This window comes from Streptomyces sp. NPDC001415 (assembly GCF_053597395.1).
Window position 1 is genome coordinate 114,492 of the sequence record NZ_JBSFIE010000007.1, and the last position, 22,699, is coordinate 137,190.

The following is a 22,699-nucleotide window of genomic DNA, read 5'->3' on the forward strand; positions in this document are numbered from 1 at the left end:
CTTCGGGTATGTGACGCTTGCTCACATGCCCGTCGTACGTGATCTCCGCGTGCTCCTGCGCCTGAAGCATTTCCGGCATCTGCTGGCCGTACGACTGCTGTCCCAGGCCGCGGACGGCGTCTACCAGGTCGCCCTCGCCACGTACGTCGTCTTCTCCCCCGAAAAACAGGCATCGCCCGGTGCGATCGCCTCCGCCATGGCCGTCCTGCTCCTCCCGTACTCGCTCGTCGGACCCTTCGCGGGGGTCCTCCTCGACCGCTGGCGACGGCGCCAGGTCTTTCTGTACGGCAATCTTCTGCGGGCCACGCTCGCCGGGTGCACGGCGCTGCTCGTCCTCGGGGCCGCGCCGGACTGGCTCTTCTATGCCTCCGCGCTCGCCGTGACGGCGGTCAACCGCTTCGTCCTGGCCGGGCTCTCCGCCTCTTTGCCCCGGGTGGTCGACGCCGAGCGGCTCGTCATCGCCAACTCGCTCTCTCCTACTGCCGGAACGCTGGCCGCCACCGCAGGCGGCGGACTGGCCTTCGCCTTGCGCCTCGTGATCGACGCGGATGCCGCGACCGTCATCCTGGGCGCCGTCCTCTACCTCTGCGCGTCCCTGGCCTCCCTGAGTCTTCCACCCCGCCTGCTCGGGCCGGATCCGACGGCCTTCCAGCCCGGCCTGGCCGCGGTGATCCGCTCCACGGCCCGCGGACTGGCCGACGGCGTACGGCACTTGAACCAGCGCAGGTCGGCCGCCCGGGTCCTCATCGCGATGACGCTGATGCGGTTCTGCTACGGGGCGCTGACCGTGATGCTCCTGATGCTCTGCCGGTACGCCTGGGCCGACGGGCCGGGAAAGGACAGCGGAACGGGTGGCCTGGCCCTGCTCGGACTCGCCGTGGGCGTCTCGGGAGCTGGCTTCTTCGCGGCGGCCGTCATGACCCCGTGGGCGGTGGCGCGGTTCGGTAAGTACCGGTGGATCGTGGTCTGCTCGGCCACCGCCGCCGTCCTCGAACCGGCACTCGGCCTGCCCTTCACTCCCGCGCCGATGCTGGTCGCCGCCTTCGTCCTCGGTCTCGTCACCCAGGGCGCGAAGATCACCACGGACACGGTGATCCAGTCCACGGTGGACGACTCCTTCCGGGGCCGGATCTTCTCCCTCTACGACGTCCTCTTCAACATGGCCTTCGTCGTCGCCGCCGCGGTCGCCGCCCTGATGCTCCCCCCGGACGGCCGCTCGCCCTCCCTCGTCATCACGGTGTCCCTCATCTACGCAGCGGTAGCAGCGTTTATGACCCGGTTTACGCGGGCGTGAGTGTCACATCGGGGCCACAGAGTGGGCTGCGGTATCGGCGTTGACCTGGGGGCCCGCTAACTTACGGGCGTCATACATCGCCATCTTTTCGAGGGGGACCCTCTCCGTGACCATGCCGCCCCAGGGCCAGAACCCGTACGCCCAGAACCCCAACGCTCCGTACGGACAGCCCGGTCAGCCCGGCTTCCCGGCGCAGGGCGCGCCCTACCAGGGTGTCCCGATGGCCCCGCAGGGCACCCCGACGCGCGGCGGCGCCAAGAGTGTGATCAAGGCGATCGGTATCGTCGTCGCCCTGATCGTCATAGGCGTCGGCTGGTATCTCAAGCAGGACAGCAACGAAGACGCCAAGCAACTGGCCGTCGGCGACTGCCTGTACAACAAGGGCACGGATTCCAGCCCTGACGTCCAGCAGGTGAGCTGCACGGACAGCAAGGCGACCAACAAGGTGCTCAAGAAGAGCCCTGGCGCCAGCGTTCCTGAGCTGACCTGCCAGAACGTCACCGGGACCACGGCGGCCTTCACGTGGAAGGAGAGGGGCAACTCCTTCACCCTCTGCCTGGGAGACGTCAAGTAGCACCCTGCACGCGGGGGCGGTGTTTCACGTGAAACACCGCCCCCCGTCATGCCGTCGCCCCGTCATGTTTCACGTGAAACGCGACCTCAGCCCTGCGCCGCCCACCACTCCTTGAGTGCCGCGACGGCCGCATCGTGCTCCATGGGGCCGTTCTCAAGGCGCAGTTCCAGCAGGTGCTTGTACGCCTGACCGATCGCCGGGCCCGGGCCGATGCCCAGAATCTCCATGATCTGGTTGCCGTCCAGGTCGGGCCGGATCGAGTCCAGTTCCTCCTGCTGCTTGAGCTCCGCGATCCGCTCTTCGAGACCGTCGTAGGCCCGCGACAGCGCGCTCGCCTTGCGCTTGTTACGCGTCGTGCAGTCCGAACGGGTCAGCTTGTGCAGCCGGTCGAGGAGCGGGCCCGCGTCACGGACATAGCGACGCACCGCCGAGTCGGTCCACTCCCCGGTGCCGTAGCCGTGGAAGCGCAGATGCAGTTCCACGAGCTTCGAGACGTCCTTGACCATGTCGTTCGAGTACTTCAGCGCGGTCATCCGCTTCTTGGTCATCTTCGCGCCGACCACCTCGTGGTGGTGGAAGGAGACCCGCCCGTCCGACTCGAAGCGCCGCGTCCTCGGCTTGCCGATGTCGTGCAGCAGCGCCGCGAGCCGCAACACCAGGTCCGGCCCGTCCTGCTCCAGGTCGATCGCCTGGTCCAGGACGGTCAGCGAGTGCTCGTAGACGTCCTTGTGCCGGTGGTGTTCGTCACTCTCCAGACGCAGCGCCGGCAGCTCGGGCAGTACGTGGTCGGCGAGTCCGGTGTCGACGAGGAGCCGCAGACCCTCCTTCGGGTGGGCGGAGATCAGCAGCTTGTTCAGCTCGTCCCGCACGCGTTCCGCCGAGACGATCTCGATACGGCCCGACATTTCCGTCATGGCGGTGACGACCTCGGGGGCCACCTCGAAGTCCAGCTGGGCGGCGAAGCGCGCGGCGCGCATCATCCGCAGCGGATCGTCGGAGAAGGACTCCTCGGGCGTCCCTGGCGTGCGGAGCACCCGCGCGGCAAGGTCTTCGAGGCCCCCGTGCGGGTCGACGAACTCCTTCTGAGGCAGTGCCACCGCCATCGCGTTGACGGTGAAGTCGCGGCGGACGAGGTCTTCCTCGATGGAGTCGCCGTAGGACACCTCGGGCTTGCGCGAGGTCCGGTCGTACGCCTCCGAGCGGTACGTGGTGACCTCGATCTGGTAGCCGTCCTTCTGACAGCCGACCGTGCCGAAGGCGATCCCGACCTCCCAGACCGCGTCCGCCCACGGCCGCACGATCTTCAGTACGGCCTCGGGCCGGGCATCGGTCGTGAAGTCCAGGTCGTTGCCGAGCCGCCCGAGCAGCGCGTCCCGGACCGAGCCGCCCACGAGGGCAAGCGAGAACCCCGCCTCCTCGAATCGGATGGCGAGGTCGTCCGCGACTGGGGACACCCGCAGCAGTTCGCTCACCGCGCGGCGCTGCACCTGACTCAGTGCACTGGGATTGTCTTCGTTGGCGTTCGGCACAACAGAAAAGGGTACGTGGCCCGGCCGACCGGGGCGTCACCGTTTATTACCGGCCCCGGTACGCACGCGCCCTCGTCGGTACGGCAATCTTCCGATCATGTGGAGCAGTCCGCGGCACTTCGCCACAGTCCGCATCGTTACCATGCGTGGACGCAGCAACCGACAGCGACGACAGCGAGGGACGGGCGAGCGCGTGGCCGAGGCGGCAGATTCTCAGGGGATGACTCCCTCTCCTGCCCGCCGGTGGCTGCGCCGCACAGCGGCGCTGCTCGTCGGCGCCCCTTTGTTCGCGGGCTTGCTGTCCGCCACGGCCACCCCCGCTGCGCACGCGGCCGAGGACGCCGTGAGCGGCCAGAGCGTGCAGGTGTCCCTCGACTCGGTGGCTCCCAAGGCCCCCGTCAAGAGCGACACGCTGACGATCTCCGGCACGGTGACCAACAAGGGCAAGCAGACGGTCACCGGCGCCCATGTGGGGCTCCGGATGGGCTCCAAGCTGTCCGGACGCAGCGCGATCGACGAGGCGGCCGGCCGCACCGGGCGCTCTCAGAGCGTCGACGGCGCGGAGATCGCCGACGGCCCCACGGTCAAGTTCGCCAAGCTGGAGGCGGGGGTCAGCCAGGACTTCACCCTCTCCGTGCCGGTCTCCAAGCTGGGCCTGGGCGAGGACGGGGTGTACCCGCTCGGCGTCTCGCTGTCCGGCCAGACCTCAAGCCAGCAGTACGACCAGGTGCTGGGCATCCAACGCACGTTCCTGCCGTGGCAGCCGGATGCCGTCGAGGGCAAGAAGAGCCAGCTCACCTACCTGTGGCCGCTGATCTCCTCGTCCCACCTCACCGCCCAGACGGGCTCGGACGCCCAGCAGACGCCGGTGTTCGCCGATGATTCCCTGGCCAGGGACATCGGCCCCGGCGGCAGACTGGAGCAGATGGTCTCGCTCGGCAAACAGCTGCCCGTGACCTGGGTGATCGACCCCGATCTGCTGGCCACCGTCGACGCGATGACCCGCAACTACAAGATCAAGGTCGGCGACAACCTGGTCAACGGCACCGGCCAGGACGTGGCCAAGGCGTGGCTGAGCTCGCTGGAGGCCGCGGTCCAGGGCGAGAAGGTCGTCGCGCTGCCGTTCGCCGACCCCGACCTGGCTTCGCTCGCCCACCACGGCCGGGACGTCCCGGGCTCGTTGGGCCATCTGCAGAGCGCCACCGAGGTAGCGCAGAAGACCATCGACACGATCCTGCACGTGACCCCGTCGGTCGACTACTCCTGGCCCGTCGAGGGCGCCGTGGACCCGTCGATCGTCGACGTGGCCACCTCGGCCGGCGCGCACAACGTGATCGCACGGAGCGACAGCCTGCGGGACAGCGCCCTCGCGTACGCCCCCACAGCGACCAGGCCGATCGGCGGCGGCGCCAATGCGATCGTCGCCGACGCCCGGCTCTCCACCGCCTTCCAGGGCGATATGTCCATGGCCGACACCTCGACCCTGGCCGTGCAGCAGTTCCTCGCGCAGACCCTCGCCATCACGCTTGAGGACACCGACAAGCAGCGCAGCATCGTCGTCGCCCCCCAGCGGATGCCGTCCGTCAGCCAGGCGCAGACGATGGCGGCCGCTCTGCACGCGCTGGATCCGCAGCGCTGGACCCAGCCCCTCGACCTGTCCGCGGCGGCCACGGCCAAGCCCGACCCGCTCGCCACCACGAGGGTGCCCGGGGCGGGCGCGTACCCGGATGCGCTGCGCCGGCAGGAACTGCCGCTCGACGCCTTCCAGGACATGAAGAACACCCAGGGCACCCTGGACCGGTTCAAGGTCATCCTGACCGCGCCCGACCGGGTGGTCACGCCCTTCGGCAACGCGATCAATCGGGAGATGTCGACCTCCTGGCGCGGTGACTCGGGCAGCGCGCAGAACTACCGGGCCGGAGTTCAGCTCTATCTGGACGGGCTCGCCGACCAGGTCCATCTCATCCAGAAGTCGACCGCCACCATGTCGGGGCGCAGCGCGACCATCGCCGTCACCGTGCAGAACAAGCTGGTGCAAGGCGTCGACCACCTGGTGCTGAGACTCCAGCCGAAGAGCCCCACCCGCCTGCAGCTGGGCGAGGACGGCGACGCGATCGGCGAACAGCCGGTGAAGGTGGACGGCGACCGCAGCCAGTCGGTGAAGTTCACCGCCATCGCCAACGCCAACGGCCCCGTGCCGGTGATCGCACGGCTCTACACCGAGGACGGCACCCCGTACGGTGAGCCGATGGAGTTCACCGTCCAGGTCTCCGAGATCACTCCGACGGTGATGCTGGTCATCGCCGGCGGTGTCCTGCTCCTGGTACTCGCCGGGATCAGGATGTACACCCACCGCAAGCGCTCCATGGCCCGCGAGGGGTCCGACGGCGACGACGGCCCCGGGCAGCCGAACGGTTCGGCGGACGCCGATCCCGGGCACCCGAGTGACCCGACACCGGACACCGGTCCGGAAAGCGGGGCCGCACCGGGCCCGGGTGAGAAAGTGGACCATTGAGCTATGTCGTGGCCGGTCGGCCGGGGACGATGAGGTGGGGTAACCATGAACGCGCCGTACGACGGTGACCGTGGGCAGGGCGCAGGCAGCGGTGCCGCGCCCTCCGGGGGCATGCCCCCGGAGGGCGCCCAGCCGGGCCAGGTCCCGCCGCCGCAATCCGCGCCCGATCCGTACGTCCAGGACGCCTACGCCTACGACCCGTACCGGTCGCAGGACCTGTCCGCCCAGGACCCGGTGACCGAGGCGCTCTACGACCGCGCGGCGCACCCGCCGCCGCCCCCGGGCACCTATGCGGAGCAGCCGCCGCTCTACCAGCAGCCCGCCGCCCAGCAGTACGCGCCCGACCCGCGGCTCTGGGCGCAGACCCCGCCGCCCGAGCCCGAGGGCCCCTCGCGCCATCTGCCCTACGGCGACGCCGCGAGGACCACGCAGTTCGTGGGCGTCGACGACCTGGTCACCCAGGCGGGTGAGGAACTGCCCGAGCAGGACGCGTTCGCCCACCTCTACCGGGACCAGCAGCAGGGGGGGCAGCCCCCGGCTCCCGCCGAACCGGAACCTGCCCCCGAGCCGCCCCGGAAGCCCGCGGGCCGCGCCTCCAGCCTGATGAAGTCCAGCGCCGTGATGGCTGCGGGCACCCTGGTGTCCCGCCTCACGGGCTTCGTACGCAGCCTCGTGATCACCGCGGCGCTGGGTGCCGCCCTGCTCGGTGACACCTTCACCATCGCGCTCACCCTGCCGACGATGATCTACATCCTCACCGTCGGCGGCGGCCTGAACTCGGTGTTCGTGCCCCAGCTGGTGCGCTCCATGAAGGACGACGAGGACGGCGGCGAGGCCTACGCCAACCGTCTCCTGACCCTCGTCATGGTCGCGCTCGGCACCATCGTCGCGCTCGCCGTCCTCGGGGCGCCGCTGCTGATCCAGCTGATGTCGCCGACCATCGGCAACGACGCGGCCGCCAACAGCGTCGCCGTCACGTTCGCGCGCTACTGCCTGCCCACGATCTTCTTCATGGGTGTGCACGTGGTGATGGGCCAGATCCTCAACGCCCGCGGGAGGTTCGGCGCGATGATGTGGACCCCGGTCCTCAACAACATCGTGATGATCTGCACGTTCGGCCTGTTCATCTGGGTTTACGGCACCTCCGCCGAGTCCCACATGGGCGTCCAGACGATCCCGCACGACGGTGTCCGGCTACTCGGCATCGGCACCCTCCTCGGCCTGGTCGTGCAGGCCCTGGCGATGCTTCCCTACCTCCGCGAGACCGGTTTCCGCTTCCGGCCGCGCTTCGACTGGAAGGGCCACGGGCTCGGCAAGACGGTCAAGCTCGCCAAGTGGACCGTGATGTTCGTACTGGCCAACCAGGCCGGAGTCATCGTCGTCACGCGGTTCGCCACGGCAGCGGGCAAGGAGTCGGGCCGCTCCGGCGCCGGCTTCCTCGCCTACTCCAACGCCCAGCTGATCTGGGGCATGCCGCAGGCCATCATCACCGTCTCGGTCATGGCCGCGCTGCTGCCGCGCATCTCGCGCGCCGCGCACGACAACGACCCGGGCGCGGTCCGCGACGACATCTCGCAGGGCCTGCGCAACTCGGCGGTCGCGATCGTGCCAGTCGCCTTCGCGTTCCTCGCACTCGGCGTCCCCATGTGCACCCTGCTGTACGCGTCCAGCGGCGTCCAGGCGGCCCAGTCCATGGGCTTCATCCTGATGGCGTTCGCACTCGGCCTGATCCCGTACTCCGTGCAGTACGTCGTCCTGCGTGGTTTTTACGCGTACGAGGACACCCGCACGCCCTTCTACAACACGGTCATCGTGGCCGCCGTCAACGCGGCCGCCTCGGCCGTCTGCTACGTAGTGCTGCCCGCCCGATGGGCGGTCGTGGGCATGGCCGCCGCATACGGCCTGGCCTACGCCGTGGGCGTCGGGGTGGCCTGGCGGCGGCTGCGCAACCGGCTGGGCGGCGACCTGGACGGCGCGCACGTCCTGCGTACGTACGCCCGCCTCTGCCTCGCCGCGGTGCCGGCCGCGGTGGTCGGCGGCGCGGTCGGCTTCGGCCTGCTGAAGTTCCTGGGCGAGGGCGCGGGAGGATCGGTCGTGGCGCTGGTCGTCGGCGGTGCCGCACTGCTCGGAGTCTTCTTCGTCGCGGCCAAGCGGATGCGCATCGAAGAGCTCAACGCCATGGTCGGAATGGTGCGCGGGCGGCTCGGCCGCTGAGTCCGGAGCCCGCGCACAACCATCGTCGGCTACCGCGTGTCGTGCATAGTGCCGGACTGTGGGCACAATTGGCATGACTTTGCATGGCTGGCCGACAACACGCAACGGATGGGGAGGCAGGAGCGACGGTGGCGGAACGTAGCACGGCTGCCGTCGACGTGGCCGACAACAGCGGCGACAACCCGCTGACCGCCAAGGCGGACAAGGCGACGACCGACGGGGTGACGGAGTCCATCGACACGGCAGACACGGCTGAGCAGAGCAAGAACGGCACCGGCGGCGAGCGCAGGGCCAACGAGCCGTCCATCGCGACGCCCGAACTGCACAGCGGTCACAAGCTGGCCAGACGCTACCGTCTTGAGGAGTGCGTCACCCGTCTGGACGGTTTCAGCAGCTGGCGTGCGGTCGACGAGAAGCTCCGCCGGGCCGTCGGCGTCCACCTGCTGCCCGCCGACCACCCGCGAGCGCGCTCCGTACTGGCCGCCGCCCGCTCCTCCGCGCTGCTCGGCGACCCCCGCTTCGTGCAGGTCCTGGACGCCGTCGAGGAGAACGACCTCGTCTACGTCGTCCACGAGTGGCTGCCGGACGCCACCGAACTGACCGCCCTGCTGGCACTCGGCCCGCTGGAGGCGCACGACGCCTACCAGATGGTCACGCAGGTCTCCCAGGCCATGGCGGCCGCCCACCGCGAGGGCCTCGCCCACCTCAGGCTCACCCCGAGCGCGGTCCTGCGGACCTCGACGGGCCAGTACCGCATCCGTGGCCTGGCCGTCGCCGCCGCGCTGCGCGGCATCAGCTCCGACACCCCGCAGCGAAGCGACACCGAGGCCATCGGCGCCCTCCTGTACGCCGTCCTCACCCAGCGGTGGCCGTACGAGAGCGATGCCTACGGTCTGCACGGGCTTCCCAAGGGCGTCGGCCTGATCGCCCCCGATCAGGTACGGGCGGGCGTGCACCGGGGCCTCTCGGAGCTCGCCATGCGGGCCCTGGTCAACGACGGGGCCACCGCGTCCCGCCAGGAGCCGCCCTGCACCACCCCGGACGAGTTGGTCAAGGCCGTCGGGGAGATGCCGCGCATCCGCCCGCCGGAGCCCGCGTTCACCGCGCCGCCCGAGTACCAGCGCACCACCTACCAGCAGGGGACGTACGGCCGCCCGGCCGCCGGTCCCGGCCCCTCGGTCACACAGCCCGTGACGCCGCCGCCCCCGGCGCTCCAGGGCCGCACCGGCAAGGCGCTCAAGTGGGCCGTCTCGGCGCTCCTGATCGCCGCGCTCGGCCTCGGCAGCTGGCAGCTAGCCGACGCCCTGCTCCACCGCGACAAGGGCGGCTCCAACGAGACCGGGAACACGCAGACCACGGACCACAGCGACGGCGACGGCGACAAGCCGAAGGCTCCCGCACCGATCAAGATCCAGGACGCTGAGGAGTACGCGCCGGACGGGTCACCGCAGAACGCGGCCGACGTGAAGAACACGTACGACGGCAGCGCGACGAGCTACTGGCGCACCAAGAGCTTCACCGACGGCCCCGAGCTGGCGCCGTCGGTGAAGACCGGCGTCGGGATCGTCTACGACCTCGGCTCGGCCAAGGACATCTCGACCGCGTCGATACTGTTGCGCTACGGCGGCGACCACACCACGATCACGCTGTACGCGACGGATTCACTCTCCCCTTCGACACCGGTCACGTCGATGAAGCAGATCGCCACCGTCAAGACCAGTGGCACCAAGGCAGGCCTGAAGGCGAGCACCCCGGTCAAGTCGCGGTACGTACTGCTCTGGATGACGGCCATGCCGTACTCGCCCCAGGACGACTACAGCGGCAAGGGCCACAAGCAGGCCATCACCGACGTGAAGTTCGCCGGCTGACCGAACGGCAGGGGGAGGCTCACCGTTGGACGAGGCCACACTGGGCGACATGAGCGACCAGGACCTCTTGGCGCGCCATGTCGACGGCGACCCCGACGCCTTCGGTGAGATCGTGCGGCGTCACCGCGACCGGCTCTGGGCGGTGGCGCTGCGCACGCTGGGAGACCGCGAGGAGGCCGCTGACGCCGTCCAGGACGCCCTCGTCTCCGCCTACCGGGCCGCTCACACCTTCCGCGGCCAGTCGGCCGTCACCACGTGGCTGCACCGCATCACGGTGAACGCCTGCCTCGACCGGGCCCGCAAGGCGGCCTCCCGCAAGACGTCCCCGGTCGACGACACCGAGCGCCTGGAGCAGCTCCTGGAGCCGCACGAGTCGGCCGAGGCCCCCGCCGAGCGGCAGGACCTGCACCGGCAGCTCATCGAGGCCCTGGGCACCCTCCCGCCGGACCAGCGCGCCGCACTCGTACTCGTCGACATGCAGGGCTACCCCGTGGCGGAGGCGGCCCGCATGCTCGATGTCCCCACGGGGACGGTGAAGAGCCGGTGCGCCCGGGGGCGGGCACGGCTGGTGCCACTGCTCACTCATCTGCGCGCTGACGCGGGGGGTAGCGGTGAGTCCAGTGGGGGAAGGAACCGGACGCCGGGGACATCCGTCCCACCGGCGTCGGGCACAAACGATGCAGGACCGAGCGATTCGGCTGCCGTGAAGGGCGGAGGTGGGAACGCGTGACATCCACGACCGGAACGACACAACACCCGGACGTCTCGGAGATCTCCGAACTCACCGAAGGCCTTCTGCCGCCGTCCCGTACGGCGGACGTCCGTCGGCATCTGGAGGACTGCCCGCTCTGCGCCGATGTACGGGCCTCCCTCGAAGAAATCCGTGATCTGCTAGGCACTCTGCCCGGGCCGCAGCGCATGCCCGCCGACGTAGCCGGACGCATCGACGCGGCGCTCGCAGCGGAAGCACTACTGAATGCCACGATCCCCGACGACGACCCCGCGCGTGAAACCACGCATGTTTCACGTGAAACAGCCGCCGCGGAGAACGAACCGGCATCCGATCCCGCCGCACTCTCCGCTGGAGCCGCCGCGCCGCCGGCCGACCGGCCCGCCGGGCACAGCCGCGCGGCCACAGGCCCCGGTCGAGCCGCCAAGGCACGCCGACGTCGTGCGGCCGTGCTCAGCGCGGTCCTCGGCGCCGCGGCCATCGGCGCAGGGATCTTCTTCGTGCAGAACGACCAGTCGCCCCCGTCGCCCTCCCGTGCCGACCACACCACCTCCGGGACGCCCGTACCCGGCGGCACGGTCTACTCCTCGGGCACGCTCGAAGGGCGGGTCCAGTCGCTCGTTGCGGCCCAGCGCGGCCAGACCGCCCAGACCGCGCCGTCGGCAAAGATCGCGCCGTCAACGAAGAACGCGCCCAGCGACGAGAACTCCTCGGACAGCCTCCGCTCTGCCACGAGCGTCCCGTCCTGTGTCCTGGCAGGGACCGGGCGGCCCTCCCAGCCGCCTCTGGCGGCCGAGCAGGGCACGTACGAGGGGGCCAAGGTGTACCTCGTCGTACTGCCCGACCAGGCGAATCCCGCCAACCTGGAGGCGTACATCGTCGACGCCGCCTGCGAGAGCGACGGCCCCTCGGCCAAGGGGAAGCTGTTGCTGACGCACTCCTATCCCCGCCGCTGATACCTCGCGCAAGCCGCGTGTCCGCGCTGCCCGTCCGGCTCGGGAATGCATCCCCCGTAGGATCCGTTGGGTGGGGTGAGAGTCCTGGACCGGGGCCCCGACAGGCAGTAGGCAGTCCGCAGAGACGAGGAAGAAACCCGTGAGCGACGTCCGTAACGTGATCATCATTGGCTCGGGGCCGGCCGGATACACAGCCGCGCTGTACACCGCACGTGCGTCGCTGAAGCCGCTGGTGTTCGAGGGCGCCGTCACCGCCGGCGGTGCGCTGATGAACACCACCGAGGTAGAGAACTTCCCGGGCTTCCAGGACGGCATCATGGGCCCGGAGCTCATGGACAACATGCGCGGCCAGGCCGAGCGCTTCGGCGCCGAGCTGGTCCCGGACGATGTCGTCGCCGTCGACCTGACCGGTGACATCAAGACCGTCACGGACACCGCGGGCACGGTCCACCGCGCCAAGGCCGTCATCGTCACCACCGGCTCGCAGCACCGCAAGCTGGGCTTGGCCAACGAGGACAAGCTGTCCGGCCGCGGTGTCTCGTGGTGTGCCACGTGCGACGGCTTCTTCTTCAAGGACCAGGACATCGCCGTGGTCGGCGGCGGGGACACCGCGATGGAGGAGGCGACCTTCCTCTCGCGCTTCGCCAAGTCGGTCACGATCATCCACCGCCGCGACAGCCTGCGCGCCTCCAAGGCGATGCAGGAGCGTGCCTTCGCCGACGAGAAGATCAAGTTCGCGTGGGACAGCGAGGTCGCCGAGATCCACGGCGACCAGAAGCTCTCCGGCCTGACGCTGCGCAACACCAAGACCGGCGCCACCTCCGAGCTGCCGGTGACGGGCCTGTTCATCGCCGTGGGCCATGACCCGCGCACCGAGCTCTTCAAGGGCCAGCTCAACCTGGACGACGAGGGCTACCTCAAGGTCGACGCCCCGTCGACCCGCACCAACCTGACGGGCGTCTTCGGCGCCGGTGACGTCGTCGACCACACCTACCGGCAGGCCATCACGGCCGCCGGCACCGGCTGCTCCGCCGCCCTCGACGCGGAGCGCTTCCTCGCCGCCCTGGCCGACAGCGAGAAGGCCGCAGCCGGCGTCTGATCCGCCCCTTCCAGCTTCCCCCTCCCCCCAACACCCTTAGGAGACTGCCGTGGCCGGCACCCTGAAGCACGTGACCGACGCCGACTTCGACGAGGTCGTCCTCAAGAGCGACAAGCCCGTCCTCGTGGACTTCTGGGCCGAGTGGTGCGGCCCGTGCCGCCAGATCGCCCCGTCTCTGGAGGCCATCGCCGCCGAGCACGGCGACCAGATCGAGATCGTCAAGCTCAACATCGACGAGAACCCGACGACGGCCGCCAAGTACGGCGTGATGTCGATCCCGACGCTCAACGTCTACCAGGGCGGCGAGGTCACCAAGACGATCGTCGGTGCCAAGCCGAAGGCCGCGCTGCTGCGTGACCTCGACGTCTTCATCTCCGAGAAGTAAGTCTCGACGCGCTCGCTGTTTCACGTGAAACGGGCCCGCTCCCCGATGGGGGCGGGCCCGTTTCGCATGGAAACGCCTGCTAGAGCGGCCTGAGGGCCGGCTCCTTCTGGACCGCGCCGAGCAGCCGGTCCAGGGCCAGCTCGACATCTTCCTTCCAGGACAGCGTCGTTCGCAGTTCAAGGCGCATCCGCGGATATCTCGGGTGGGGCCGCACCGTCTTGAATCCGACCGCCAACAGATGATCGGCGGGCAGCACACAGGCGGGCTCTCGCCAGCGGGCGTCCCCGAACGCCTCGATGGCCTTGAAGCCGCGGCGCAACAGGTCCTTGGCCACCGTCTGCACCAGCACTCTCCCCAGCCCCTGCCCCTGGTAGCCCGGCATGATCCACCCGGTCATCAGCTGTACGGCGTCGGCGGACACCGGGCTGGTGGGAAACGCGGTGGAGCGGGGCACATAGGCCGGGGGCGCGTAGAGCACATAGCCGACCGGGATGTCGTCGACGTAGACGACCCGGCCGCAGGAGCCCCATTCCAGGAGCACTCCCGAGATCCAGGCCTCCTTCTCCAGTTCGGGTCTGCCGGCCTTTACCGCGGCTTCTCCGCTGACCGGATCGAGTTCCCAGAAGACGCAGCCGCGGCAGCGCTTGGGAAGGTCCGGAAGGTTGTCCAGCGTGAGCGGTACGAGCCGACGCCCCATGGAGGCTGTTCCTCACTTCCCTCGCCTGCCGCACTCTGCGCGGCCGACAGCGCGCTCCACTCCCGGAGCAGGCTGCCGACGAATCCACCGACTGCTCCGAGGCCGAGCCCCGCCGTCACCAGTTGAGTGCGGCTCACCGTTCGCATGGCCCCCGCCCTCCCTAGAGGATGGATCAAGGTGGATGTGCCATACCAGAACGCATCGTATCCACCCCCTCACGGCGGGGATACCGTCCGCATGCAAAGGGCGGGCCGTGTTCCGGTATGAACCGGACCGGCCCGCCCTCAAGCGGCGCTGAACGGACTCAGCTGTCGCCGTCCTCCGAGGCTTCCTCGGCGAGGCCCTTCTCCAGGACCCGGCCCTCGCCCGGGGCGAGGGTGCCGAGAATCCTCTCCAGATCGTCTATCGAGGCGAACTCGACGACGATCTTTCCCTTCTTCTGGCCGAGGTCGACCTTCACCCTCGTCTCGAATCGGTCCGAGAGCCGGGTCGCCAGGTCGGAGAGCGCGGGAGACAGACGTGTCCCCGCCCGCGGCCCCTTGGCCTTGGGAGCGGCCTGAGGCTCCGAGGACATCAGGCTGACGATCTCCTCGACCGCCCGCACCGAGAGTCCCTCCGCCACGATGCGGTGGGCGAGCCGGTCCTGTTCTCCGGTGTCCTCCACCGAGAGCAGCGCCCTGGCGTGGCCCGCCGAGATGACACCGGCTGCGACCCTGCGCTGGACGGGAGCCGAAAGACGCAGCAGACGCAGCGTGTTGGAAACCTGCGGCCGGGAGCGGCCGATACGGTCCGCCAGCTGGTCATGGGTGCACTTGAAGTCCCTGAGCAACTGGTCGTAGGCGGCGGCCTCTTCCAGCGGGTTCAGCTGGGCCCGGTGGAGGTTCTCCAGGAGGGCGTCGAGCAGAAGCTTCTCGTCGTCCGTCTCCCGGACAATCGCGGGAATCCGGTCGAGACCGGCCTCGCGGCAGGACCTCCAGCGCCGCTCGCCCATGATGAGCTCGTAGCGCTCGGGGCCGGTCTGCCGGACGACGACGGGCTGGAGAAGGCCAACTTCCTTGATGGAGGTGACCAGTTCGGACAGCGCGTCCTCGTCGAACACCTCACGCGGCTGGCGCGGGTTGGGCGTGATCGAGTCGATCGGCAGCTCGGCGAAGAAGGCACCGGCCGGGGTAGCCGGCTCCAGCACGGCCTCCGGCTCGGGCGCCGGAGCTGTTTCACGTGAAACAGGAGCCGGCGGCAACGTCGCAACCTTGGCGGCCGCCACCCCTCGCTCCGCCGTCAGCACCGGCACCGCCGACGGGGACGTGGAAGCCGTCCCCGCCGAAGAGCCCGGCTTCTCCTGCGTGGCGGATGGGATGAGCGCACCGAGCCCACGCCCCAATCCTCTGCGTCGCTCACTCACTGGATCCCCTCCGACATGCTGTGCTGGTTGTTCTGGTTGACCACATGCGCGTGCGTGGGGTCGTACTGCACACCGACACCCCGCAGGGCGATCTCGCGGGCAGCTTCGAGATACGAGAGCGAGCCGCTGGAGCCCGGGTCGTAGGTGAGCACCGTCTGCCCGTAGCTCGGCGCCTCGGAGATACGGACCGAGCGCGGAATGCTGGTCCGCAGCACCTCCTTGCCGAAGTGGCTGCGCACCTCATCGGCCACCTGCGAGGCGAGCCGGGTCCTGCCGTCGTACATCGTGAGCAGGATTGTCGACACGTGCAGCGTCGGGTTGAGGTGGCCACGCACCAGATCGACGTTCCTCAGAAGCTGCCCCAGGCCCTCCAGCGCGTAGTACTCGCACTGGATCGGGATCAGGACCTCGGCCCCCGCGACCAGCGCGTTGACCGTCAGGAGGCCCAGCGAGGGCGGGCAGTCGATGAGGATGTAGTCCAGCGGCTGCTCGTACGCCTGGATGGCGCGCTGCAGCCGGCTCTCCCGGGCCACCAGGGACACGAGCTCGATCTCCGCACCGGCGAGATCGATCGTGGCCGGTGCGCAGAAGAGGCCCTCGACGTCCGGGACTGGCTGCACCACTTCGGAGAGCGGCCTGCTCTCGACCAGGACGTCATAGATCGAAGGGACTTCGGCGTGGTGGTCGATACCCAGTGCCGTTGAGGCGTTGCCCTGCGGATCGAGGTCGACGACCAGGACCCGCGCGCCGTGCAGCGCGAGGGAAGCGGCCAGATTGACCGTGGTGGTGGTCTTCCCTACTCCGCCCTTCTGGTTGGCAACGACCATGATTCGGGTCTGCTCCGGCCGGGGCAGGCCCTCGCCGGCACGGCCGAGAGCTTCCACCGCCAGCTGGGCAGCGCGACCGATGGGGGTGTCGTCCATCGGGGGCGGTGTTTCACGTGAAACATCCTCCCCCGCCGATTCGGTTCGGGGACCGGGGACCGGATCGGTCATCGGTCCCGCGATGTTGGCGTCGGACCGCAAGGATTCACTCTCCTCGACTTCAGGCTCGCAATGCACAGAGCCTCCCATGTCTTCGGGGTCGTGAACCAGCGAGGCCCGGTCTTCTGTGGATGAATCCACCTCTGTGGACAACTCCGTAGCCCCCGCGGGGGACTCGGGGCCCCCTGCGAACGGCCTGCGGTCGCGCGACGAGGAAGCCGCACGGCCACGGCTGATGATTCCCTGCAGCAGTGAGCGACGTTTCACGTGAAACACGATGCATCCGCGTTACCCGGAGACCGTTACGACACTCCGAAATGCGTACGTATGCCGCCTTCTATGGAGCATTTACCCGCTCAACGCTCCGGCGCGGGGGCAGCCCCTCAGCGGCGCCGCCGCGTCCGGCTCGTCCTGGCGGCCTTGGCGCGCTTCGCGGCGAACCGCACACCACCGGGGCTCTCGCCGACCTCGACCCGTACGACCGTGGACAGCGGGTCCACGATGCCCTCGCCCACGTGAAGCACCGTGGTCTCCACCACACCGAGCTTGCTCAGCGCGGCGCGCGCCCCCTGGATCTCCTCCTCGGCCGTGTCGCCCTTGAGCGCGAGCATCTCGCCGTACGGACGCAGCAGCGGAACACCCCAGCCGGCCAGCCGGTCGAGCGGTGCCACCGCGCGGGCGGTCACCACGTGAACCGGCGCGACCTTGCCCAGCATCTCCTCGGCACGGCCGCGCACCACGGTGACGTGGTCCAGGCCCAGGAGTTCCACGACCTCCTGGAGGAAGTTGGTGCGCCGCAGCAGCGGCTCAAGCAGCGTGATCTTCAGGTCCGGGCGCACCAGCGCCAGCGGGATACCGGGCAGCCCCGCGCCCGAGCCGACGTCGCAGACCGTGACGCCCTCCGGGACGACCTCGGAGAGCACCGCGCAGTTGAGCAGATGCCGCTCCCACAGACGCGGCACCTCACGCGGCCCGATCAGACCTCGCTTGACCCCCGCATCCGCGAGCAGCTCCGCATACCGCACGGCCTCCGGGAAGAACTCACCGAAAACCGCCCGTGCCTCTTCGGGCGCCGGGGGAAGCTCCGCTGCTGCCTCTGCCTCCGTCACGGGGACCGTCCTTCCCTACCTATGCGTTACCGCACTGTGGCGGCTGACTATCAGGCTGACAAAGATCGGCCCCGCCTGCGAACAGACGGGGCCGAGAAAGCAATGACCGCTCAGGCGGGCAGCACGACGACGAAGCGCTGCGGCTCCTCGCCCTCCGACTCGCTGCGCAGCCCCGCGGCCGCGACGGCGTCGTGCACGACCTTGCGCTCGAACGGCGTCATCGGGTCCAGCTTCACCGGCGCGCCGGTGCTCTTGACCTCGTCCGCCGCCTTGGCGCCCAGCTCGGCGAGTTCCGTGCGCTTCTTGGCCCGGTAGCCGCCGATGTCCAGCATCAGCCGGCTGCGGTCACCGGTCTCGCGGTGCACAGCGAGACGCGTGAGCTCCTGGAGCGCCTCCAGCACCTCGCCGTCCCGGCCGACGAGCTTCTGCAGGTCCCGGCTGTTGCTGTCACTGATGATCGAGACCGCGGCCCGGTCCGCCTCGACGTCCATGTCGATGTCGCCGTCGAGGTCGGCGATGTCGAGCAGGCCCTCGAGGTAATCGGCGGCGATCTCCCCTTCCTGCTCCAGGCGGGAGAGGGTGTCGACGCCCTCAGCGGCCGGGGAGGTGGTGCCTTCCGTCACGGATGGACTCCTTCTTACTTCTTGGTCGGGTGCTTGGGCCGCTGCTGACCCTTGCGCTGACCCGACTTGGCTCGTGCCTGGCCGGCGGTGGGCTTGCCCTGCTTCGGCTTGGCATCCTGCTTGGGCTTCGCGTCCTGCGGTTCGGCCTTCTCTTTGGACACCTCGTCCACGGAGTCACCGGCGTCGGAGGAGTCCTTCGACAGCGAGGTCTTCCCGGCCGCGTCGTCCTGCTGGGCCGCAGCGGCCTGGCGCTGCGCCTTGGTCTGCCGCTTGGGCTGCTGGCGCTTGGGAGCCGCCGCGCCCTCGGCCTCGGCGGCCGCCGTGTCGCTCTTCACCACGGAGCCGTCGGCCTGGGCCGCGAAGCCCTGCTTGGAGAGCCCGGTGACGAACTTGCGCTCGTTGTCGTTGCGGTCCGGGCCCTTGGCCACGATCGCCTGGACGACGGCGCGGCGCCGCTTGCCGCGGACCTCACCGTGCAGGGAAACGCTCTTGAGCAGCCGGTCCAGGTAGTGCGCCTGGGCCTTGGAGCCCGGCGTCGGGTTCTGGCTGATGACGTACATCTGCTGGCCCATGGTCCACACGTTGGTGGTCAGCCAGTAGACGAGGACACCGACGGGGAAGTTGATGCCCATCACGGCGAACATGACGGGGAAGACGTACATCAGCATCTTCTGCTGCTGCATGAACGGCGTCTTGACCGTGAGGTCCACGTTCTTCGTCATCAGCTGGCGCTGCGTGAAGAACTGCGAGGCCGACATCAGCACGATCATGATCGCGGTGACGACCCGGACGTCGGTCAGCGTCGCGCCGAGGCTCTCGACCTTCGAGGCGCTGTCCATGAACTTCGCGGCCAGCGGGGCACCGACGATGTGGGCCTTCTGGGCGCTTTCGAGCAGCGGCTGGTTGATGACGCCGATGGTCTTGCCGCTGGCGATGCCGGAGAGCACGTGGTAGAGCGCGAAGAAGAACGGCGACTGAGCGAGGATCGGAAGGCACGAGGAGAGCGGGTTGGTGCCCGTCTCCTTGTACAGCTTCATCATCTCTTCGGACTGACGCTGCTTGTCGCTCTTGTAGCGCTCCTGGATCGCCTTCATCTTCGGCTGGAGCGCCTGCATGTTCCGGGTCGACTTGATCTGCTTCACGAAGAGCGGGATCAGGCAGATACGGATCAGCACCACGAGGGACACGATCGAAAGGCCCCAGGCCCAGCCCGTGTCCGGCCCGAAGATCGCGCCGTACAACTTGTGGAACTGGACGATGACCCAGGAAACAGGCCAGGTGATGAAGCTGAACAGACTGGCAATCGTGTCCACTAATCAGGCTCCTTGAGCATTGGGCGGGGTCTCTGCGGCCGGGCTTGTCTCGGTCTCAGCGGCGGACTGCCCGCCCTTGTCGCCGCGCCAGGCAGCGCGCAGCGCCTCGTGCCATCGAGGCCGCTTGCGCTCCGGTACGTAGTCCACGCCGCCCGGCGACCACGGATTGCACCGCAGAATGCGCCAGGCGGTCAGGGCCGTGCCTTTGACGGCACCGTGCCGGTCGATCGCCGTATATCCATAGTGGGAACACGACGGGTAGTACCTGCAGACGGGCCCCAGAAGTGGGCTGATCGTCCACTGGTACAGCTTGATCAGGGCCAGCAGCGGGTACTTCATCGCGCGCCCCCTCCCAGCAGCCGCGCGAGGGCGGCGTCCAGGTCTCGGGCCAGCTGTGCGTGGTCGGCATCGCCCGCACCGGGCAATGCCCGTACGACCACCAGGCTACCGGCGGGCAACTGGGGCAGCCGTTCGCGCATCAGATGGCGAAGCCTGCGCTTCACCAGGTTGCGGACGACAGCCACGCCGACGGCCTTGCTGACAACGAAACCCGCACGCGTCGGGGGAGCGCTCTCCCCAGGCGCGTGCGGGTCCGTTGTACCGCTGCGTAGATGGACGACGAGGAGCGGGCGGCCGGCCCGGCGTCCTCGGCGTACCGCGGTCGCGAAGTCCTCGCGCCGCCTCAGCCGATTCTCGGTAGGCAGCACGTCATGACCTGTTAGCTAATTACGCGGACAGGCTGGCGCGACCCTTGCCACGGCGGTTCGCGAGAATCGCGCGGCCGGCACGGGTACGCATCCGCAGGCGGAAGCCGTGGGTCTTGGCGCGGCGACGGTTGTTCGGCTGGAAGGTGCGCTTGCTCACTCGGGGGCTCCAGAAATGATCGTTTGGCGGCGGGACATCGCCTGGCTGTCACCGTGCGCCCACGAGTAGCTCGCGTATACGCCCGTGTGCACCGCTTCACGATCACAGATCGTGATCTTTGCCCATCGGAGGCAGGCGGCAGCAGCCATCGACAACTCGACCTGGTTACGGTACGCGCGGCTACGCCATCCGGTCAAACCGGCGGCTTACCGGGCCCCTGTATGCACAGGCTGTGGACAACAACTTGAACCACGTCAGTGGGCCCGACTACCGTGGCTGAACTCCGAATCTTTTTCCGATGTGTCCTTGCCTGTCTGTCTATGCCATCCCATCCCGTCCCGAGAACCACACATTCGTGGGACCTGCGAGAGAGCGTGCCCTGTGGCTGACGTACCTGCCGATCTTGCCGCAGTGTGGCCACGAGTGCTGGAGCATCTCCTCGGGGAGGGGCAGCAGGGCATCGAGCCCAAGGACAAGCAGTGGATCGAGCGCTGCCAGCCGCTCGCACTGGTGGCCGACACCGCGCTGCTCGCCGTCCCCAACGAGTGGGGCAAGCGCGTCCTGGAGGGCCGGCTCGCCCCGCTGATCAGCGAGACCCTCAGCCGGGAGTGCGGCCGCACCATCCGGATCGCGATCACCGTCGACGACTCGGTGGGCGAGCCCGCGCCGCCCGCCTCGCAGCAGCCCCCCCAGCAACAGCAGCAGCCGCACTACCAGGACGACCCCTACGCCCGGCCCGCGGACGACGGCCTGCCCACCGTGCGCCCCGCCTACCCCGGCGAGTACCAGCAGCGCCCCGAGCCCGGCTCCTGGCCGCGTGCCCAGGAAGACCTGTGGCAGCAGCCCCGCCTCGGCGGCTTCCAGGACCGCGACTCCTCCGGCGAGCAGTGGCGCGAGCCCTATGGCGGCGCCCGCCAGCAGCAGCCCCAGCACGACTACCGCTCGCAGCAGCTGCCCGAGCGCGGTCAGTACGAGCAAGACCGCGGCCAGTACGAGCAGGGCCGCCCCTCCTATGAGCAGCCCAAGGCGCAGCCGTACGAGCAGCAGCGCCACGAGCAACGGCCCGAGCGGCGTGAGCTGCCGGACGCGCAGCCTCCGCAGCGCGGCGGCTCCGGCCACCTCGCGCCGTCCCCGTCCGGCGGGGCACCCGCGCAGGGCGGCCCGGGCGAGCCGCACGCGCGGCTGAATCCGAAGTACCTCTTCGACACCTTCGTCATCGGATCGTCGAACCGCTTCGCGCACGCCGCGGCCGTCGCGGTCGCCGAGGCGCCGGCGAAGGCGTACAACCCCCTCTTCATCTATGGGGAGTCGGGCCTCGGCAAGACCCATCTGCTGCACGCGATCGGGCACTACGCGCGCAGCCTGTACCCCGGCACGCGGGTGCGGTACGTGAGCTCGGAGGAGTTCACCAACGAGTTCATCAACTCGATCCGCGACGGCAAGGGCGACACCTTCCGCAAGCGCTACCGCGATGTCGACATCCTTCTGGTCGACGACATCCAGTTCCTGGCGAGCAAGGAGTCGACGCAGGAGGAGTTCTTCCACACCTTCAACACGCTCCACAACGCCAACAAGCAGATCGTGCTGTCCTCGGACCGGCCGCCCAAGCAGCTGATGACCCTGGAGGACCGGCTGCGGAACCGTTTCGAGTGGGGCCTGACCACCGATGTGCAGCCGCCCGAGCTGGAGACGCGTATCGCGATCCTCCGTAAGAAGGCGGTGCAGGAGCAGCTCAACGCCCCGCCGGAGGTGCTCGAATTCATCGCGTCCCGGATCTCGCGGAACATCCGCGAGCTGGAGGGCGCGCTGATCCGGGTGACGGCGTTCGCATCGCTGAACCGGCAGCCGGTGGACCTGGGGCTCACCGAGATCGTGCTCAAGGACCTGATCCCCGGCGGCGAGGACTCGGCGCCCGAGATCACCGCGAGCGCCATCATGGCGGCGACCGCCGACTACTTCGGGCTGACGGTGGAGGACCTCTGCGGATCCTCGCGCAGCCGGGTCCTGGTGACGGCCCGCCAGATCGCCATGTACCTGTGCCGCGAGCTCACCGACCTCTCCCTGCCCAAGATCGGGGCCCAGTTCGGCGGCCGCGACCATACGACGGTGATGCACGCCGATCGCAAGATCCGCGCGCTGATGGCGGAGCGCCGCTCCATCTACAACCAGGTCACCGAGCTCACCAACCGCATCAAGAACGGCTGACGACGCGCCGGCACGGACACTCTCCAAGGGCGCCCGGGGATCCATTCTCCGGGCGCCCTTCGGCGTTCCCGGCCCCGATCCGAGTCCTGCCTGGGCGCCGGAGAAGCCCCTGAGACGCCTCCGAGAGGCCCCGGAATACGTGCGTACGACGCCGAAGGAAGCGTGTGTGCGAGCCCGGCGAAGCCCTCGGTGTTCGAATACCGGCTGGTCAGAGGCGGTTCTCCACAGATCTGGGGACTTTCCTCCATCCACACCCTGGGGACTGGGAAGTTGTCCAGATTGCTTCCACAGGCACGGCGGCTGATACTCCATCACCCCAGGTCAACAGCCTGTGGATTT

The 22,699-nt window shown here is 69.1% G+C and carries 20 protein-coding genes; 10 read left to right on the forward strand and 10 right to left on the reverse strand.

The window, feature by feature from the left end:
* Nucleotides 1-25: 25 nt before the first annotated feature.
* Together ACWC2B_RS11770 and ACWC2B_RS11775 are read left to right on the forward strand one after the other, a co-directional pair.
* On the forward strand, nt 26-1,294 hold the full coding sequence (locus ACWC2B_RS11770) for an MFS transporter (RefSeq protein ID WP_450716309.1): 1,269 nt from the start codon (nt 26-28) through the stop codon (nt 1,292-1,294).
* Between the two features lie 112 nt (nt 1,295-1,406).
* Nucleotides 1,407-1,868, forward strand: a complete 462-nt coding sequence (locus tag ACWC2B_RS11775) for an LppU/SCO3897 family protein (protein ID WP_450716493.1) — start codon at nt 1,407-1,409, stop codon at nt 1,866-1,868.
* 86 nt (nt 1,869-1,954) lie between these two features.
* On the opposite strand, the gene ACWC2B_RS11780 is transcribed toward ACWC2B_RS11775, so the two are convergent.
* On the reverse strand, nt 1,955-3,397 hold the full coding sequence (locus ACWC2B_RS11780) for a CCA tRNA nucleotidyltransferase (RefSeq protein ID WP_450716310.1): 1,443 nt from the start codon (nt 3,395-3,397) through the stop codon (nt 1,955-1,957).
* Between the two features lie 193 nt (nt 3,398-3,590).
* On the opposite strand from ACWC2B_RS11780, the gene ACWC2B_RS11785 reads away from it, so the two are divergent.
* From ACWC2B_RS11785 to trxA, 7 genes are all read left to right on the forward strand, one after another.
* The gene (locus ACWC2B_RS11785) at nt 3,591-5,912 is read left to right on the forward strand and encodes a DUF6049 family protein (RefSeq protein ID WP_450716311.1); all 2,322 of its coding nucleotides are present in this window, start codon (nt 3,591-3,593) and stop codon (nt 5,910-5,912) included.
* Between the two features lie 45 nt (nt 5,913-5,957).
* On the forward strand, nt 5,958-8,126 hold the full coding sequence (murJ, locus tag ACWC2B_RS11790; RefSeq protein ID WP_450716312.1) for a murein biosynthesis integral membrane protein MurJ: 2,169 nt from the start codon (nt 5,958-5,960) through the stop codon (nt 8,124-8,126).
* Nucleotides 8,127-8,254: 128 nt separating this feature from the next.
* Nucleotides 8,255-9,994: a protein kinase family protein gene (locus ACWC2B_RS11795; protein WP_450716313.1), complete on the forward strand. Its 1,740-nt coding sequence runs from the start codon at nt 8,255-8,257 to the stop codon at nt 9,992-9,994.
* Nucleotides 9,995-10,019: 25 nt separating this feature from the next.
* Entirely contained in the window at nt 10,020-10,724 is a 705-nt protein-coding gene (gene sigM / locus ACWC2B_RS11800) for an RNA polymerase sigma factor SigM (RefSeq protein ID WP_450716314.1), read from the forward strand.
* Entirely contained in the window at nt 10,721-11,680 is a 960-nt protein-coding gene (locus ACWC2B_RS11805; RefSeq protein WP_450716315.1) for an anti-sigma factor family protein, read from the forward strand. Before sigM ends, ACWC2B_RS11805 begins: the two co-directional genes overlap by 4 nt.
* A 139-nt stretch (nt 11,681-11,819) precedes the next feature.
* Complete coding sequence (trxB, locus tag ACWC2B_RS11810) at nt 11,820-12,779, forward strand: thioredoxin-disulfide reductase (protein WP_450716316.1); 960 nt, start codon at nt 11,820-11,822, stop codon at nt 12,777-12,779.
* A 49-nt stretch (nt 12,780-12,828) separates the two neighbouring features.
* On the forward strand, nt 12,829-13,164 hold the full coding sequence (gene trxA, locus ACWC2B_RS11815; RefSeq protein WP_450716317.1) for a thioredoxin: 336 nt from the start codon (nt 12,829-12,831) through the stop codon (nt 13,162-13,164).
* 79 nt (nt 13,165-13,243) lie between these two features.
* On the opposite strand, the gene ACWC2B_RS11820 is transcribed toward trxA, so the two are convergent.
* The 9 genes from ACWC2B_RS11820 to rpmH form a co-directional block, all read right to left on the reverse strand.
* Nucleotides 13,244-13,861: a GNAT family N-acetyltransferase gene (locus ACWC2B_RS11820; protein WP_450716318.1), complete on the reverse strand. Its 618-nt coding sequence runs from the start codon at nt 13,859-13,861 to the stop codon at nt 13,244-13,246.
* Between the two features lie 304 nt (nt 13,862-14,165).
* The gene (locus ACWC2B_RS11825; RefSeq protein WP_450716319.1) at nt 14,166-15,263 is read right to left on the reverse strand and encodes a ParB/RepB/Spo0J family partition protein; all 1,098 of its coding nucleotides are present in this window, start codon (nt 15,261-15,263) and stop codon (nt 14,166-14,168) included.
* A complete protein-coding gene (locus ACWC2B_RS11830; protein ID WP_450716320.1) occupies nt 15,260-16,336 on the reverse strand; it encodes a ParA family protein in 1,077 nt (358 codons plus the stop codon). The genes ACWC2B_RS11825 and ACWC2B_RS11830 overlap by 4 nt, the downstream gene beginning before the upstream one ends.
* Before the next feature lie 293 nt (nt 16,337-16,629).
* Nucleotides 16,630-17,355, reverse strand: coding sequence for a 16S rRNA (guanine(527)-N(7))-methyltransferase RsmG (rsmG, locus tag ACWC2B_RS11835; protein ID WP_450716321.1), 726 nt, complete (start codon nt 17,353-17,355; stop codon nt 16,630-16,632).
* 110 nt (nt 17,356-17,465) lie between these two features.
* Nucleotides 17,466-17,978 carry a Jag family protein gene (locus ACWC2B_RS11840; RefSeq protein ID WP_114038658.1) on the reverse strand — a complete coding sequence of 171 codons (513 nt, stop codon included), beginning with the start codon at nt 17,976-17,978 and terminating at the stop codon, nt 17,466-17,468.
* Nucleotides 17,979-17,992: 14 nt separating this feature from the next.
* The gene (gene yidC, locus ACWC2B_RS11845) at nt 17,993-19,291 is read right to left on the reverse strand and encodes a membrane protein insertase YidC (protein ID WP_450716322.1); all 1,299 of its coding nucleotides are present in this window, start codon (nt 19,289-19,291) and stop codon (nt 17,993-17,995) included.
* A gap of 3 nt (nt 19,292-19,294) precedes the next feature.
* Entirely contained in the window at nt 19,295-19,630 is a 336-nt protein-coding gene (gene yidD, locus ACWC2B_RS11850; RefSeq protein ID WP_078966182.1) for a membrane protein insertion efficiency factor YidD, read from the reverse strand.
* Nucleotides 19,627-19,998 carry a ribonuclease P protein component gene (rnpA, locus tag ACWC2B_RS11855; protein WP_078966183.1) on the reverse strand — a complete coding sequence of 124 codons (372 nt, stop codon included), beginning with the start codon at nt 19,996-19,998 and terminating at the stop codon, nt 19,627-19,629. Before rnpA ends, yidD begins: the two co-directional genes overlap by 4 nt.
* A 19-nt stretch (nt 19,999-20,017) precedes the next feature.
* On the reverse strand, nt 20,018-20,155 hold the full coding sequence (rpmH, locus tag ACWC2B_RS11860) for a 50S ribosomal protein L34 (protein ID WP_006381191.1): 138 nt from the start codon (nt 20,153-20,155) through the stop codon (nt 20,018-20,020).
* Between the two features lie 381 nt (nt 20,156-20,536).
* Between rpmH and dnaA the strand changes: the two genes are divergently transcribed.
* Nucleotides 20,537-22,360, forward strand: a complete 1,824-nt coding sequence (gene dnaA, locus ACWC2B_RS11865; RefSeq protein ID WP_450716323.1) for a chromosomal replication initiator protein DnaA — start codon at nt 20,537-20,539, stop codon at nt 22,358-22,360.
* Nucleotides 22,361-22,699 lie beyond the last annotated feature (339 nt).